A 16,437-nucleotide genomic window follows, 5' to 3' on the forward strand; every position below is an offset into this window, starting at 1 on the left:
TTGGGCTTTCAGATGCTGTGATTTTGTTCCATCAGGCGATTCTTGTCGAAGATTCCTTAAAAAGATTGGATTCTCCGCCTCGTTTCATCGGTTTCCCCTCTTGAAATCACCTCCGAAAAGGGTTATAACTAAATTGTGTTGATTTTGTTATTTATTTTTAACTAACTAACAATAACAAAATAAATATTGTTATCTTTTCATTATCATAAAATTAGCAAAGCGAGGGTTGCAATGTCACGGCTGAATGAATATGTCGGGGGCGTTACCTGGGGTTTCATAGGCAAACGCGGAACGTGGGCAACAGAGGCTGCCGGGGCCTCAATGGAACTTATGAAATCGGTTACGGGAGCCAACTGGACGGCAATCGCCTTCAGCGCTTTTCAGGCAACTGCCCAGTCCACAGCTATCCCTTACCAGGAGACGCCGACGGTTACTGATGATGAAGTGCTATGGGCAATCCGTAAGGCCAAGTCACTTGGCTTAAAGGTCTGTCTGAAACCGATTGTCAACTGCGCTGACGGGACATGGCGGGCTCATATCAATTTCTTCGACAAGGATGTTCCCTGTGAGCCCAAGTGGTCAGACTGGTTCCGCTCTTATACCGCCTTTATTCTGCATTATGCTGCGATTGCCGAGGAATCCGGCTGTGAAATGTTCTGCATCGGTTGTGAAATGGTGCAGACGGACCGGCGCGAAGCCGAATGGCGCACACTGGTTGCGGAAGTCCGCAAGGTATACACCGGTGTACTGACCTACAATTGCGACAAGTATCAGGAGGACAATGTGACCTGGTGGGATGCGCTCGATGTAATCTCCTCCAGCGGTTATTATCCTGAAACGGACTGGGAAGCGCAGCTGGACAGAATTGAAGCAGTGGTACAAGCGCACGGCAAGCCTTTCTTCTTCATGGAAGCCGGCTGTCCGAGCCGCAGCGGGAGCGCAGCGATTCCCAATGACTGGTCACTGCCGGGCAGACCGGATCAGGAGGAGCAGCTCCGGTTCTACCGGGCGATGTTCGGTGCAAGTGGGTGCCGCAGCTGGGTGCAGGGCTTCATGCTCTGGGACTGGCCGGCTGAGCTTTACCCGCTGGAGGAGGCAGGATCCAATGATGATTACTGCATGTACGGCAAGGCGGCTGCTCCGGTGATCAAGGAATATTTTACATCCAAAATAAATAGTCAGGAGTGAACGAAACAATATGAAAATAGCAACTGAAGCGTGGCTTGGCGCACTTGAGAATGAGCTTCAAAACAATATCCTTGGCTTCTGGATGAAGCATACGCTGGATGAGGAGCATGGCGGTTTCGTCGGGGAGATCGACAATCAAATGAAGGTGATTCCCGGAGCCGAGAAGAGCCTGGTGCTTAATGCGCGGATTCTCTGGACTTTTGCGACAGCTTACCGGACCTATGGGTCGGCTGAATACCTGGGTATGGCCGAACGGGCCTACCGTTACCTGCTGGAGCATTTTCTGGATAGGGAATACGGCGGGCTGTATTGGATAGTGGACGCTTCCGGTGCTCCTTCCCAGTCCAAGAAGCAGGTATATGGCCAGGCTTTTGCCATTTATGCTTTGGCTGAATTCCATCATGCCACCGGTAAAGAGGAAGCACTGAATCACGCAGTAGAGATATTCCGGGTTTTGGAGAAGTACAGCTATGATTCTGTTTATAAAGGATATATCGAAGCCCTCTCCCGCGAATGGGAGATTACGGATGAACTGTCGCTCAGCGACAAGGATATGAATGAGAAAAAGTCGATGAATACCCACCTCCATGTCCTCGAAGGGTACACGGGCCTCTACCGGGTGTGGAAGTCCGAGGAGCTGCGGGTGAAGCTGGCCGAGCTGATTGATACGATGCTTGTCCACATTATTGATGATCAGGACCAGCATTTCCACTTGTTCATGGATGAAGAGTGGCATGTCAAATCGGATATTACGTCCTACGGCCACGATATTGAAGGCAGCTGGCTGCTGGTGGAAGCGGCAGAGGTGCTGGACGATGAAGCGCTGCTGGAGCGTGTACGCAAGGTTGCCGTAACTATGGCTGAAGCCGTGCTGGCCGAAGGCATAGACAAGGACGGCGGCATCTGGAACGAGGCTGACAAGAACGGCCTGCTAAACGAAGAAAAAGACTGGTGGCCGCAGGCGGAAGCGATGGTAGGGTTCTATAACGCCTATCAGCTGACACAGGATAGCCGTTTCCTGGATGCCTCCGCAGGGGTATGGACGTTCATCGACCGTTACATGGTTGACCATGAGCATGGTGAATGGTACTGGGCAGTAGATGAGCATCTGCAGCCGCTGGCCCATGCACCGAAGGTCAGTGCCTGGAAATGCCCTTATCATAACGGCAGAGCCTGCTTCGAGATGATCGGAAGGCTGCGGGCTGCTGTAAAGGAGACTCATTAATGACAGCATTATTCGAAGAACGCAAAGCACAGCTGACCCAGCGCTATGAGGCGCTGATTACCCGTACCAATGAAAAGCTGCCATACGGCAACGGAATTTACGACCGCTACCGCTACCCGCTGCTGACCGCAGAGCACGCTCCGCTGATCTGGCGTTATGATTTTAATCCAGAGACTAACCCCTACTTCGCCGAACGGATTGGCGTAAACGGCGTGTTTAATCCCGGGGCAATCGAGCTTGACGGCAAATTCTATATTATTGCCCGCGTTGAAGGCAACGACCGCAAGTCGTTCTTCGCCGTTGCCGAGAGCGACAGCGGAGTGGACGGCTTCCAGTTCTGGGATCATCCGGTCGTCCTGCCTGAGACGGAAGAGCCTGACGTCAACGTCTATGATATGCGCCTTACGAAGCATGAGGACGGCTGGATCTATGGCCTGTTCTGTACCGAACGCAAGGACCCGGATGCCCCGCATGGCGACCTGTCCAGCGCCGTAGCACAGTGCGGGATCGCGCGCACCAGAGACCTGAAGAGCTGGGAGCGCCTGGCCGACCTGAAAACCGGCTCTGCCCAGCAGCGCAATGTCGTGCTGCATCCCGAGTTTGTAGACGGCAAGTATGCCTTCTACACCCGTCCGCAGGACGGCTTCATTGACGCCGGTTCCGGCGGCGGCATCGGCTGGGGCCTGTCTGAAACCATCGAGAACGCGGTAATCGGTAGCGAAACCATCATCGACCAGCGTTATTATCATACAATCAAGGAAGTGAAGAACGGCCAGGGCCCGGCTCCGATCAAAACCCCGCGCGGCTGGCTTCATATCGCCCACGGCGTGCGCAATACTGCCGCCGGCCTGCGCTACGTGCTCTATGTTTTCCTGTCCGACCTGAATGAGCCAAGCAAGGTCACCCATGCTCCGGGAGGCCACTTCATCGCACCGGAAGGGGAAGAACGTGTCGGGGATGTCTCCAACGTAGTGTTCTGCAATGGTGTAATCGCCTGTGATAACGGGGATATCTATATCTACTATGCCTCCTCCGACACCCGGGTGCATGTCGCAACCACCACAGTCGACCAGATGCTCGATTATGTGCTGAACACACCGGAAGATCCGCTGCGCTCCTACGCCTGCGTTCAGCAGCGCATCGCATTGATCGACCGTAATTTGCAGCTATAACTTATGCTCTACAGCAAAGAGGCGGGTGCCGCAGAACTTAATGTTTCTGCCGGCACCCGCCTTTTGTTGTGATTCCAACCTATCTCCTAAAGCTAGCCGATAACTCCCATACCAGATCGCCTAAACCCCTGATGCCGACGCCGTAATGCTCTGGTCGCCGTAAAGCTTTGGAAGGCTCGTACGCCTAGTTGGATTTTTGTCATCTAATTTACTTATATATCTGCATTTTGGTTATTTAGTTGGATTTTCGCTACTTATTTCGGCTGGAAAGGCTCGTCATCCATAAATCCGGTGCAATTAAGTGACGTTTTTCCAACTAGGAGGCTGATTCCGGGATTATATGGAGAATTAAATGCCGAAAATCCATTTAGTCATAGAAAAGCAGCCGTCCTCCCGATTCCTAACACCAAGCTACGAGTTTAAACCAGCGTCCTGCTCCAGCACCCGCTAGCTCCTTGATCTCCTCAATCACCAGCAGTATGAGTACAAGCAAAAAGTGAAAGAACTGCAGGATGTTTTCCTGTTTTACTACTTTTACCGAAACTAATAAACCTCCCCCTCATTTCCCTGCACCTTAGCGCCTAATCCGGCAGCAACCCGATCATTTTCTCAATTACAAAATCATCCGCACGGTTACCGTAATCCGTCAGGCTCAGCTCCGCGGCGCAGCCACCGAATCCCGGTGGACGATGTCGGCAGCGATAAGAATCTTCTCCAGCGGCGAAGACGGGCTGTTAATCCGGCTCAGCAGCTTCTCTACGGCAGCCCGGCCCATCGCTTCTTTGGGCACATGGACCGTGGTGAGCGGCGGAATGCCTCTGGCGGCATCATCAATATTGTCAAAACCGGTCACGGAAATATCCTCCGGCACGGACAAGCCCTCCTCCCGGAGCACATTGCATACAGTGAGCGCAATAAAATCATTGCCGCACAGCAGCGCGGTTGGCAACTGGTTTGCTTTTTTACGCTTCAGCAGCCATTGCTTGAATTCTTCATGCAGGATGATCGCGTCCATCCCTTCCTGCAGCAGCAGCTCGTCATCACCGGACTGGGGCTGCAGCCCGCCCTCCTCCAGCGAACTGCGGAACCCGATCCAGCGGTCCCTGAAGCTGCGTGAATAACGGATCGGACCGATAAAATGCTGGTGCGTATGGCCGATTCCCAGCAGATGATTGGTCAGCCTGGACATGGAATCCATATTGTTCGCAAATACGGTATCGCTTGGAATGAGCGGATCCTCATGGTCTATAAGCACCATGGGCAGACCGATCCGGTGCACCTCCAGCAGCAGCGAGGTTGAGATCGTACCTACACCGACCAGACCGAGCAGGCCGCCGGGATTCAGGATATTCACAAAGTTGTCTGCACGGTGCTCGGAGACAATTACCATTCCCAGTCCCTGCTCATCCAAAGCGAGGGCGATCCCGTCCACAATTTTACCCCAGTACAGCGAATCCTGTGTCTGCGAACGGATATTAGGCATCAGCACCAGGACCGACTGTTTATTACGGTCACCGGCAGACGTTTGGGTGGAGCGTTTTGCATTTTGCATATAGGCGTTCTTTTGCGTAAAATAACCAAGCTGTGAAGCAGCCTGAATCACCCGCTCCCGGGTCGTTTCATTGACGCCCTCTTTGCCGGACAGGGACTTAGAAACGACAAATTTGGAGACCCCGAGATGGTCGGCGATTTTCTGCATCGTTATCTTTTTAGCCACTTCTATTCCTCCAAGTAATAATTCCGTTATCATAACATTTACCTAACAAAATAATTATACTTGTCCTTTTCGGGATACACAAGGAAAAGCACCTCACAAATGAACAGGCCGGCTCTCCGCTGAGGGAGAACCGGCCTGACTCTGCAATATGAACACCGGCAGACTGCCGGCCAATTTTAAATGGTGAACAAGGACAGCTTGTCTTTCAGCTGGTTCGAGGCCACCTCAAGCTTGCCGGACAGGGATACGAGCTGATCGCTCACATTCTGCTGCTCGCTGCTTAGTGACGCCACTTCCTCCGAAGTAGCCGAGGATTGCTGTGCTACTGCACTTACGTTACCCATTGCATCAGACAGCACACCCTGCGAGTGGCTGAGACTGCCGATCGCACTGGTAACGGACTCCAGGCTGGCGATGAAATCCTCCATCTGCGCCTGCACGGATACAAAGATATCACTGGTGCTTTTGACTGAGTTCATCTGCTCTTTGAAGAGCGGCGCCACTTCGGACAGCTCCTCCACCGTTCCGTTCATTTCAGTAACGATATTATCAATGATGCCGGCCACAAGGGCAATGGACTGCTTGGATTGATCGGCCAGCTGCCGGACTTCGCCTGCAACCACCATAAATCCGCGGCCCGCTTCACCGGCTCTTGCCGCTTCAATTGTAGCGTTCAGGGACAATATATTAGTCTGCTGGGTTATATTCTTCATTACGTCCAGTACTTTAACGACCGAATATACCGTATCCTTGAGGTTGTTGACACGGGTCACCAGGGCACCTGTCTTCTCGCCGATCAGGCCGGTCTTCTCCAGCAGCTCCCCTAGCTGCTTCGCTCCATTTCCGCTGGCCTCACCGACCGTGTGCGCAGCCTCGTCCATCGCCGCATTTGCAGCAATGACGCTCTGCATCTGTGTACCGATCAGATCAGTCAGCTCATTTCCGCGCTCTGCTTCCAGTGCAAGACTGCCGGCACCTCCGGCAATCTCTTCCGTGGCTGCAGCAATTTCCTTGGCCGATACAGCCGTTTTGCGGGAGGCATCGCCAAGCTCGCCGGCAGTCTCCAGCACTTCACGTGCTGTATCCGTGGTCTGGGCCACCAGTTCGGTGATCCGTTCCATCATCACATTAAACGATGCGGACAACTGGCCGATTTCATCCTTTGATACATATTCTGTACGGACACTGAGATCGCCTTTGGCCCCTTCGACCATCAGATCCTTGAGACGGGCTAGAGGCCGGGCAATCATCCGCACCATCCAGAAGCCCAGCACTACAGCAAGCAGGGCTGCTACAAGCGCGGCCATATAAGTAGTAAACAGAATCGGCTTAGCGGCTTTTACCAGTTCGCCCGTCGGAATGACACCGCTCAGCTTCCAGTCAGCCTTGGTCAGTGTTCCGAATACGGCCAGCACAGCTTGGCCGTTACCGTCCTTGGCCTCCCGGCTGTTCGTCGCATCCTTGCTGTCCTTAATGAAGCTGAATTCCGAAGCCACGCCGTCATCAGCCGGAACGGAAGATGCAACTACAATCCCCTCCGGATCAACCAGCTGGATTCGCGATCCCTCGCCTAGCGACACACTTTTGAAGGCATCCTCAAGCAGTGTGTTTTTCAGCTCCAGCATCATGATAAAACCTGAGCCGGATCCCATTGTTTTCAGTGCTCTTACCATCGCGACATTCTTGCTGCCGTTTCCTTGCACAGCCGTTGAGAACCAGTAATTCTGCAGCGACTCACCATCTTTTGTATAATAAGCGGTATATTCTTTAGTCCGTTCGACCACTGTCTTGAACCAGTCCTGATCTCTGATTCCGTCCATCTTCAGACTGGAATTGCCGCTTGAGATGACACTTTCTTCCGGTTCAATCGGAATCAGGGAAATGGCCACAATATTAGAGTCCGTGGTTGTCTGGCTGGACAGCTTCTTGCTGATTGAATCCGTGGCGACGAATTTATCATAATTAGACGAAGCGGAGACCAGTGCGGTCAGATCGCTTTGCATTTTGGTATCAAAGTACAATTGAAGCGCAAGGTTCTCATACTGGTTGAGCATAATATCCAGCTTGTCCGAGGTCTGAATAATAGTCTGCCTGTTCGCCTCTGACACATTATCTTTAATCGTCGTCTTGGCTTTGTTATAAGACAACAGACCGAGAAGGAGTACAACAACTACAATCGCTGACAGAAAAATTAGAAACAGCTTGACGCCTACCGATTTAACCGGATTTACCCTTTTTACTTGACGGAGTGAGCCGTTCATTACCCCTTTAAAGCTCAATTCCGGCATCTTTACTTTTCTCTTGCTTTTACCAGGGGCCTTGTTATCCATTGCAAGACTTGGTTTTGCTTTCTGCTCTTTGCCTGGTTTTTGATTGTTCTCTCTCACTATGATCCTTCTCCCCTTCTGGTTTCTCTCTGCTCTTCTGTCCGGAATTCTCCATACAATCACCTGCCAGCTAGAATAGAGGACGTATGTAAGCGTTCACCATATATATCGGCTAATTAGGGCAAATTGCTTAGGTCTACAGAGAAATATCCTGAGAAGTTTTTATATTATATGTTCATTTTCCACATTTTTCAAAAAAGTAAAGAGGACACCCCGCTTCCGGGGCATCCTCTGTTTAAGCTAAAGCTGTTATTTTCTTTTGCGCATCATATCAAAATAAGCAACCGGATGATCTACCTTCATACGGATCTTTTGAAGCGGGTGACGGGCAGCATCAAGCTTGTTCCCTTCTTCATCCCACAGCTCGCCTACAGTCTGCTTGAAGCTGGTGATGTCCGGTCCGAAGAACTCCACTTCCTGTCCTGGCTTGAAGTGGTTGCGCTGCTGGATCAGTGCCATACCGGTGTCTGCATCATACTCAAGAACGAGGCCTGCAAAATCATACGGCGCCGCTTTTTCCTCAGGCTCATAAATGTGATCTTCATGGTCCGGCGTATCGTAAAAGAACCCTGTGTTCAGCGGACGGTTCGCCGCTTTCTGGAGCTCCTCCAGCCATTCCGGATTCAGCACGTAATTGTCCGGATCGGCCATATAGGCATCTATCGCCTTACGGTAGGCGTTGACTACTGTGGCAACATAATGGACCGACTTCATCCGGCCCTCGATCTTGAAGCTGTCAATGCCGACTTCGATCAGGTCAGGAATGCTCTCCAGCATGCACAGATCCTTGGAGCCCATGCTGAACTGGTTATCCTCCGGCTGATGCAGAGGCAGCTGGGTCACTCCCGGCAAAAGATGCTGCGGCGGGGCAGCCTCTGCCTGCTCCTCTTCCGATACCCAGTTACCTTCCGGACGGCCGTCTTCGAACAGGTCATACTTCCAGCGGCAGGACTGGCAGCAGCCCCCGCGGTTGGAATCGCGGTCTGTAAAATGGTTGGACAGCACGCATCGGCCGGAATAGGAGGAGCACATCGCGCCGTGAATGAAGCTCTCGATTTCGATGTCGACATGCTGTTTGATCTCAGCAATCTCTTCCAGGCTGGTTTCACGGCCCAGTACGACACGCGGCAGACCTTCTTCCTTCCAGAAGGATACCGCCTGCCAGTTCAGCGTGGACTGCTGGGTGCTCAGATGCACTTCCAGCTCAGGCACCAGCCGGCGCGCTGTATCCACAATAGCCGGATCGGCTACGATAATCGCGGCGATTCCCGCCTTATGCAGATTGCGCAGGTATTCTTCAATCCCGGCGATATCTTCATTGTGGGCATAGATGTTGGTGGCTACAAATACTTTGGCCCCGTATTTCTTGGCGAACTCTACACCCTCGCGCATTTCCTCGAAGCTGAAGTTGTCAGCCCCGGAGCGCAGGCCGTATTTCTGTCCTCCGATATATACTGCATCCGCGCCATAGTGCACGGCGAATTTCAATTTTTCCAGGTTACCCGCCGGAGCCAGGAGCTCCGGTTTGTCCAGACGGTAACGTTTGCCCTTGTACTGGGGCTTGGTCATGGTACCCATTGTTGTACTCCCCTCCATATCTTTGCTTTGTTAAAATAAACCAGAAATCTAACCTTTGGGATATGACCGTAACTGCGGAAAGCGTTTGGACTTCCGGCCGCTGTTATGTCTGGATTTCCTGATTAAAACCGCTGAACGCGGTAGAAATCCAAACATAGCTTATGCTTACGTAGCCAGCTTTCCTTCGGAAAGCTCTCAGGCGGACGCTAATGCTCCTACAGTTCCAAACCTTCCCTCCGTTACTCTTATCCTTAAGGTAAGCTACAAGTTCATTTTAAAGAAGCAAATCATTGCCTTATTTTATTTCCTAAAAGATTAATTAATAGACTTGCTCTTTGTAGAAGAAGCCGAACGACAGGTCACGCTCAGGGTCCTGCAGCGCACGGATTCCATCCATCCAGGACTCATCAAACTCATAAGCCTGCGGGTCCTGGAAATACAGGTCAACCGCATGGCGGAATGCTTTAACAACAGCCACATTATAGGCAATCGGCTTGAGCAGGCCTTCGATCTTCAGGCTGTGTACTCCTGCGGCCAGCAGGATATGCAGGTCCTCCAGAATGCAGACATCATCGGAGCTCATAATGTGCGTTCCGTTGATATCCTCGTAGATCGGGAACTTCTCTTCCTGGCGCTCCGCCTCAATCAGGAACAGGCCGCGGTCCTTGCCCAGATTACCGTCTTCTACCGGACGTCCCTGGTGTGCCATATAGCTGGCTACCAGTCCGCGTTTGGAATGATAAATATTGGTCATCCCGTGTACCTGCACCTGGGCTTCTACCTCAAGCAGCGGCACCATCTCAGTGATTTCATCCATATTCAGCTCACGGGCCAGCACGACACGCGAAGCCCCTTTGCGGCCCCAATAGTTGGCCGTATAGTAATTGGTCGAGGTCATCTCGGCATTCCAGTGCAGCCGCAGCTCCGGCGCTTCGGACTTCACGGCGTACAGCACCGCAGGATCTCCGAACTCGATTCCGTCGATGCCGAGCTGGCCGATCGCCTTAACATATGCCGGAAGCTCATCCAGCAGCCGGTTGGACATCAGTCCGCCCAGGCCCGCATATACTTTGCGGCCCATGCTGTGGGCCAGTTCTATTACAGCTGCTGTATCCTCCAGCGTAAAATGGCCGGCCAGCCGCATCCCGAAACGGTCGTCTCCGATGAGCAGCGCGTCCGCCCCTGCATTCAGCAGCGCACGCGCTTCCTCCAGGGATGCTGCTGTGACCAGCAGCTCCGGTTTGTTCATCATGTTGCATCCTCCTGCCCTTGCGGTACATCAAACCGCAGTAATCTCTATTTTAATAGGTTACGGCGAATTTTGTTCACTTTTTTTGATATTGGCTAAATGTTCCTCGTACGTTTTACCGAACAGATGGCCTTGGGTACCGTCTTTTTTGGTCACGTAGAAATAATATTCCGATGCCTCAGGCGCAAGCGCCGCCTGAATCGACGCCAGTCCGGGACTTGCAATCGGCCCCGGCGGCAGGCCGGCATTTCTGTACGTGTTATACGGGCTCTCCACTTCCAGATCCTTGTACAGCAGCCGTTCCTTTTGCTTGTCCAGCAAATACTGGACCGTAGCATCTATCTCCAGGTTTTGGCCCTTGTTCAGCCTGTTATAAATAACGCCGGCCACCAGCGGCCGCTCATCGTCGACGACAACCTCACGTTCCACCAGCGAAGCCACAGTCAGCAGCTCATGCAGGGACATTTTCCGTTCGGCCAGCTGATTTTTCCAGTCCGGAATGCTGTTCAGCTTCTTCTCCAGCTGCTCCAGCAGCGCTTCAACAACGTCCTGGGGCGTGCTGTCCTTGAGCAGCTCGTAGGTTTCAGGGAACAAGTACCCTTCAAGACGGTGCAGCACACCCCCGCCCGCAGGAATCCCCAGCCTGTCAACTGCAGCGAGTCCTGCTCCGGAATCTATAATTTCAAGAAAAACCTCAGGCTTCTGCCCCCAAGCCTCCGCCAGCTTGCCGGCCACCTGCTTTGCCGTATATCCTTCCGGAATGGTGAAGACCACTGTCTCCTCCTTCACGACATCTCCCGCATTCAGGCGGGCAATCAGGTTGTCGTAGGTATCTCCGGGGCTTGCGGTATATGTACCCGCCATAAAGCCTGACCCTTCCTTGACCCACTTCAGATAACCTTTGAAAAATAAAGCGTTACGGATAATACCGTTTTCTTCGAGCAGATCTGCAATCTCCGAGCTGCCCATTCCCTTCTCTATCGTAAACGTAACGGGCGGCCCCGCGGTATGGACCGGCTGCATTCCATTCCAGACATACCATGCGCCTCCCCCAGCTGCCAAGACCAACACAAGGACTATAATCAGCACGGCGCGAATTGCTGCTTTCAAATGGAACTCCTCGCTTTCCAACAATATAGTATAGAATTGTATTATCTTAAATTCAACATATATTTTTTGTGAGACTTTCATTTAACACCATTTTTACAGTCCTACCAAGCAAAAAGAGCGCGGAAATAAATCCGCCCTCTCCCTTGCCCAGCATAGATATTGCATATCGTGAACAGTCTTTATTCCGTATCTTCTGCAGGAAAAGTCAGCTCATCATACAGCTCGGAAACATCTTCCCACTCTTCATCGTCAACGATACTCTCCAGCTCCGGCACACCGTCAGGCGAAACCACAATCCGCAGAATCTCCTGCTCCGCTTCCCTGCCAGAACTGGCCAGTACCGCATACGCGCGGCCACCGACCTCAAACTCGGCGACAATATTGTAAACGGAAGACCGGCCCTGCTCATCTTCCAGTTCTACTGTTTCTCCATAGGCTTCCTTGAGCTTAGATGTCCAGACCGCTTGTTCTGCGGAAAAATCAGTCATTCTCTGCTCCCCCGTCAAGCTCGTCTACAAGTGTATTGAAGGTCTCTTCAACGATTGCCCACTCTTCGTCATTCTCGATCATAAAGAGCTGCAGGTCGTCCCCGTCTTCTTCGTAGCGGAATGCGTAGACCTCATCGCTATCCTCATCCTCGGAATCCAGCGGCACCACCATCATATACTTTGCATCCGAACCGTCAACTTCAAACTTCATGATGACCTCAAATTCCTCTTCATTACCTTCCTCATCGGGAATATAGATAATTTCCGGTTCTTCTTCGTGGCCAATCTGTTCGTTTGTCATAATAGCGCACCCCTCACCTTTTACTGTTAGCATCCAAAAAATTTTGCAAAATCAGGGCTGCGGCCATTTTGTCCACAATCCCCTTGCGTTTCTTCCGGCTGACGTCCCCTTCAATCAGCATCCGCTCGGCGGACACTGTCGTCAGACGCTCATCCCAAAGGTGTACGGGTATTTCGAGTTCCTCCCGCAGCTGACCGGCAAATTCGATACAGATTTCACCGCGGGGTCCAACTGAGCCGTTCATATTCTTCGGCAGGCCAACCACGATCTCTCCAATCTCATGCTCCTTGACCAGCTCACGGATACGTTCAAACTCGTTGCCGTTTCCGCGGCGTTCAATGGTCTCCAGAGCCTGGGCGGTCCACCCGAAAATATCACTTGTGGCGACTCCGATTCTGCGGTCGCCGTAATCCAGTCCCAGCTTCTTCATCATCTCGGCTGATCCACCCGGTGATTGGCCAGGTAGAAACGGACCAGTTCCTCGATCAGCTCATCACGTTCTTTTCTCCGGACCAAACTTCTCGCATTGTTGTGGCGCGGAATGTAAGCCGGATCTCCGGAAAGTAAGTACCCTACGATCTGGTTGATCGGATGGTACTCTTTCTCCACAAGCGCGTCGTATACGGCGAGCAGAATTTCCTGGGAAGAAGCTTCCTTTTCGTCGCCCTTCACATTGAATTTAACCGTTTTGTCCATGGAGTCCATTTGTGACACCTTCCTTCTGCAAAATCACCCTCAGAGAGCGGTTTCGCATAGTTGCTGCTGTACAGCTCACTTGCTGCCTTCATCATAACATATTCATGCCCCGCCTTGGAAATCCTCTATCCAAGATAACGCTTTTTTTGGCATTTTATCTACAAAAATATAGATAATTTTGGTTTTCAAGCTATTGCAGAACGGCCTTCAAGGCGAATTTTCGCTAAACTGCACTACACAGCCTCATCAATAAAGCAGCGGTACTGATATGAAGCTCTCAGTACCGCTGGGCATATTATATGGAGGAACAGTCTATTTCAATCTTTAAGCCTGGGCAGCAACGAGCTCCTCGGCTTTGGCCAGTGCTTCGGACAGCTTGGAAGCATCCTTGCCGCCGGCCTGTGCCATATCCGGACGCCCGCCGCCTCCGCCGCCGCACACAGCGGCAACTTCCTTAACCAGCTTGCCGGCGTGGAAGCCCTGCTTGACCAGTGCCTGCGGTACGGAGACTACAAAGTTCACCTTGTCGTCCATCGCAGCGCCGAGCACCAGAATGGCATCCGGCAGCTTGACCTTCAGCTCATCAGCCGTGGAGCGCAGTGCATCCATGTTGCCTGCCTGGACAGCAACGGCCAGCAGCTGCGTGCCGGCGCCTACGGTCTTCACGCTGCCGGTCAGCTCGGCGGCAAAGGTTGCGCTCAGCTTCGACTGCAGCGATTCGTTCTCGCGGGATACTTCACGCACCTGCGCATGCAGTGCTTCGATCCGCTTAGGCACATCATTCAGCGAGGATTTCAGCAAGCCAGCAGCCTGCTTCAGGAGATCAAGCTGGCTCTCGGTGAACTGGTAAGCATAACGTCCGGTAACGGCCTCAATCCGGCGTACGCCGGAGCCGATGCCGCTCTCACTGACCAGCTTGAAGATTCCGATCTGCGAGGTGTTGCCGACGTGGATACCGCCGCACAGCTCAAGGCTGTAATCGCCGACCTGTACGACACGGACGATGTTGCCGTATTTTTCGCCGAAAAGAGCCATTGCGCCCATAGCTTTGGCTTCGTCAATCGGCTTGTTCTCAATGACCACATCCAGGCCGCGCCAGATCTGCGCATTCACCCGGTGTTCAATATCGCTCAGCTCCTCCGGTGTAATGGCACCGAAATGCGAGAAGTCAAAACGAAGGCGTGCGCCTTCCACCAGAGACCCTGCCTGGTTAACATGACCGCCGAGCACTTCCTTCAGCGCCTTATGCAGCAGGTGAGTCGCCGTATGGTTCTTCACGATGTCTTCGCGTATTTCACGGTTAACTTCCGCACGTACGCTCTCGCCGGTCTTCAGCTCTCCGGCTTCCACGGTCACCAGATGTACATGCTGTCCGTGCGGTGCCTTGAACAGGCCTGTAACCTTGGCAGTAACGGAGCCGCCTGTCAGAAGACCGGTATCACTGACCTGGCCGCCGCTTTCAGCGTAGAACGGGGTCGCTTCCAGCACAACCTGGCACTCGGCGCCTTCGCCGACAGAATCCACAAGCTCTCCGTCTACAACAATGGCGAGGATCTTGGACTCTGCTACCGTGTCATTATATCCAATAAATTCACTTTTAACCGTCAGATCGGCAAGGGCGCCGCCCTGGATTTTCATGCTGGCATTGTCCTGGCGGGCTGCTCTGGCCCGGTCGCGCTGCTCCTGCATAGCTGCATCGAATCCTTCGCGGTCCACGGTCAGTCCCTGCTCGGAAGCAAAATCCTCTGTCAGGTCAAACGGGAAGCCGTAAGTGTCATACAGCTTGAATGCATCGACGCCGGCAATGACGCTGAGGCCGTCAGCCTTGGCTTTTGCCGAAATTTCACCCAGAATAGCCAGGCCGTCGGACAGCGTTTCATGGAAACGCTCCTCTTCCGTGCGGATGATTTTGGCGATATATTCGCGGTTCTCCACAACGGACGGGTAGTACACGCCCATAACCTCGCCTACGGTTTCTGTCAGCTCAAAGAGGAACGGACGGTCAAGACCCAGATTCTTTCCGTAACGTACTGCACGGCGGAGCAGACGGCGGATGATGTAGCCGCGGCCTTCATTGGAAGGAAGCACACCGTCGCCTACTGCGAAAGTCACCGTACGGATATGGTCGGCAATCACCTTCAAGGCGATATCCTGCTCCAGGTTGTCCTTGTATTTCACGCCGGCCAGACCGGCAGTCTTCTGGATCACCGGCTGGAAAAGGTCAGTGTCAAAGTTCGAGTCTACGTCCTGCAGGATGGAAGCCAGACGCTCCAGGCCCGCACCGGTATCAATGTTCTTGTTGGGAAGCGGTGTGTAGCTGCCGTCTTTGTTGTGGTTGAACTGGGAGAATACGAGGTTCCATACTTCCAGCCAGCGTTCATTTTCACCGCCCGGATACATTTCCGGATCACTCATGTCACTGCCGTAAGCTTCGCCGCGGTCATAGAAAATTTCCGAGCAAGGGCCGCACGGGCCTTCGCCGATATCCCAAAAGTTCTCGTCGCCCAGCTTGATGATGCGTTCAGCAGGCAGGCCTACTTTTTCATTCCACAGCTTGAATGCCTCTTCGTCCTCAGCGTACACGGTAACCGAGATGCGGTCGCCGTCAAAGCCGATCCACTCCTTGCCGGTCAGGAACTCCCAGGCCCAGGTGATGGCTTCTTCCTTGAAATAATCGCCGATGGAGAAGTTCCCGAGCATTTCAAAGAACGTATGGTGGCGGCGCGTTTTGCCGACATTCTCGATGTCATTGGTACGGATACATTTCTGCGAGTTGGTCAGGCGCGGATTCTCAGGAATCTCGCGTCCGTCAAAGTATGCCTTCAGCGGGGCCATACCGGCGTTGATCCACAAAAGGGATGGATCGTTGTGCGGAACGAGCGATGCGCTTGGCTCGATTTTGTGGCCTTTGCTCTCAAAAAACTGCAGCCATTTGGAACGGATTTCACTTGCTTTCATCATGTACAGCCCCCGTCTTAGTATTAATCTGCATCCGGCAATTACGCCGGAATACACAAAAACGCCCCTGAATAAATTCAGGGACGATGATTATCGCGGTACCACCCTGGTTATCGCCTTGATCCGTGTAATAACACGCGGACACCTGCAGACGATCGCCTTGTCGCGGCTGTTAACGGGCGCCCCCGGCGGGATTTCCCCGCACTCCGAAATCAGCTTTCCGCCGGTCTGTCTTCCGGGTTCTCACAGCCATTACGATTCATCCGTAACGGAACCCGTTCTCTGGGGGAGCCATGCTCCGGCGTACTTCATTTCATCAATGTTTTATCCGATTTGCATTTTAACATTTCAAGTATAGCCAGCGGCGG

At 52.7% G+C, this 16,437-nt stretch carries 13 protein-coding genes; 3 read left to right on the forward strand and 10 right to left on the reverse strand.

Features of this window, described 5'->3' with window-relative positions; all coding sequences use genetic code 11:
• Positions 1-231: 231 nt before the first annotated feature.
• From M2108_RS23095 to M2108_RS23105, 3 genes are read left to right on the forward strand one after another with little or no spacing between them, the layout of a single operon-like run.
• Positions 232-1,188 carry a glycoside hydrolase family 113 gene (locus M2108_RS23095; protein WP_277471691.1) on the forward strand — a complete coding sequence of 319 codons (957 nt, stop codon included), beginning with the start codon at positions 232-234 and terminating at the stop codon, positions 1,186-1,188.
• A gap of 10 nt (positions 1,189-1,198) precedes the next feature.
• Entirely contained in the window at positions 1,199-2,413 is a 1,215-nt protein-coding gene (locus tag M2108_RS23100) for an AGE family epimerase/isomerase (RefSeq protein ID WP_277471690.1), read from the forward strand.
• Positions 2,413-3,585 (forward strand): glycoside hydrolase family 130 protein, encoded by a 1,173-nt coding sequence (locus M2108_RS23105; protein ID WP_277471689.1) that lies wholly within the window; start codon positions 2,413-2,415, stop codon positions 3,583-3,585. Before M2108_RS23100 ends, M2108_RS23105 begins: the two co-directional genes overlap by 1 nt.
• 652 nt (positions 3,586-4,237) lie before the next feature.
• Here the strand turns inward: M2108_RS23105 and M2108_RS23110 are convergent.
• From M2108_RS23110 to alaS, 10 genes are all read right to left on the reverse strand, one after another.
• On the reverse strand, positions 4,238-5,302 hold the full coding sequence (locus tag M2108_RS23110; protein WP_277471688.1) for a LacI family DNA-binding transcriptional regulator: 1,065 nt from the start codon (positions 5,300-5,302) through the stop codon (positions 4,238-4,240).
• A 176-nt stretch (positions 5,303-5,478) separates the two neighbouring features.
• Positions 5,479-7,590 carry a methyl-accepting chemotaxis protein gene (locus M2108_RS23115; RefSeq protein WP_277471687.1) on the reverse strand — a complete coding sequence of 704 codons (2,112 nt, stop codon included), beginning with the start codon at positions 7,588-7,590 and terminating at the stop codon, positions 5,479-5,481.
• 348 nt (positions 7,591-7,938) lie between these two features.
• Complete coding sequence (locus M2108_RS23120; protein ID WP_277471686.1) at positions 7,939-9,267, reverse strand: peptidase U32 family protein; 1,329 nt, start codon at positions 9,265-9,267, stop codon at positions 7,939-7,941.
• Positions 9,268-9,586: 319 nt separating this feature from the next.
• Positions 9,587-10,519: a peptidase U32 family protein gene (locus tag M2108_RS23125; protein ID WP_277471685.1), complete on the reverse strand. Its 933-nt coding sequence runs from the start codon at positions 10,517-10,519 to the stop codon at positions 9,587-9,589.
• Positions 10,520-10,576: 57 nt separating this feature from the next.
• Positions 10,577-11,626, reverse strand: a complete 1,050-nt coding sequence (gene mltG / locus M2108_RS23130) for an endolytic transglycosylase MltG (protein WP_277471684.1) — start codon at positions 11,624-11,626, stop codon at positions 10,577-10,579.
• Positions 11,627-11,805: 179 nt separating this feature from the next.
• Positions 11,806-12,114 (reverse strand): DUF1292 domain-containing protein, encoded by a 309-nt coding sequence (locus M2108_RS23135; protein ID WP_277471683.1) that lies wholly within the window; start codon positions 12,112-12,114, stop codon positions 11,806-11,808.
• Positions 12,107-12,415, reverse strand: coding sequence for a DUF1292 domain-containing protein (locus M2108_RS23140; protein ID WP_090715060.1), 309 nt, complete (start codon positions 12,413-12,415; stop codon positions 12,107-12,109). The genes M2108_RS23135 and M2108_RS23140 overlap by 8 nt, the downstream gene beginning before the upstream one ends.
• Positions 12,416-12,428: 13 nt before the next feature.
• Positions 12,429-12,845, reverse strand: a complete 417-nt coding sequence (gene ruvX / locus M2108_RS23145) for a Holliday junction resolvase RuvX (protein ID WP_198536677.1) — start codon at positions 12,843-12,845, stop codon at positions 12,429-12,431.
• Positions 12,845-13,120 (reverse strand): IreB family regulatory phosphoprotein, encoded by a 276-nt coding sequence (locus M2108_RS23150; protein WP_068729140.1) that lies wholly within the window; start codon positions 13,118-13,120, stop codon positions 12,845-12,847. The genes ruvX and M2108_RS23150 overlap by 1 nt, the downstream gene beginning before the upstream one ends.
• 315 nt (positions 13,121-13,435) lie before the next feature.
• Positions 13,436-16,069, reverse strand: coding sequence for an alanine--tRNA ligase (gene alaS, locus M2108_RS23155; protein ID WP_277471677.1), 2,634 nt, complete (start codon positions 16,067-16,069; stop codon positions 13,436-13,438).
• Between the last annotated feature and the right edge of the window lie 368 nt (positions 16,070-16,437).

The sequence above is a fragment of the Paenibacillus sp. PastM-3 genome (assembly GCF_029893965.1).
Taxonomy (GTDB): domain Bacteria; phylum Bacillota; class Bacilli; order Paenibacillales; family Paenibacillaceae; genus Paenibacillus_AQ.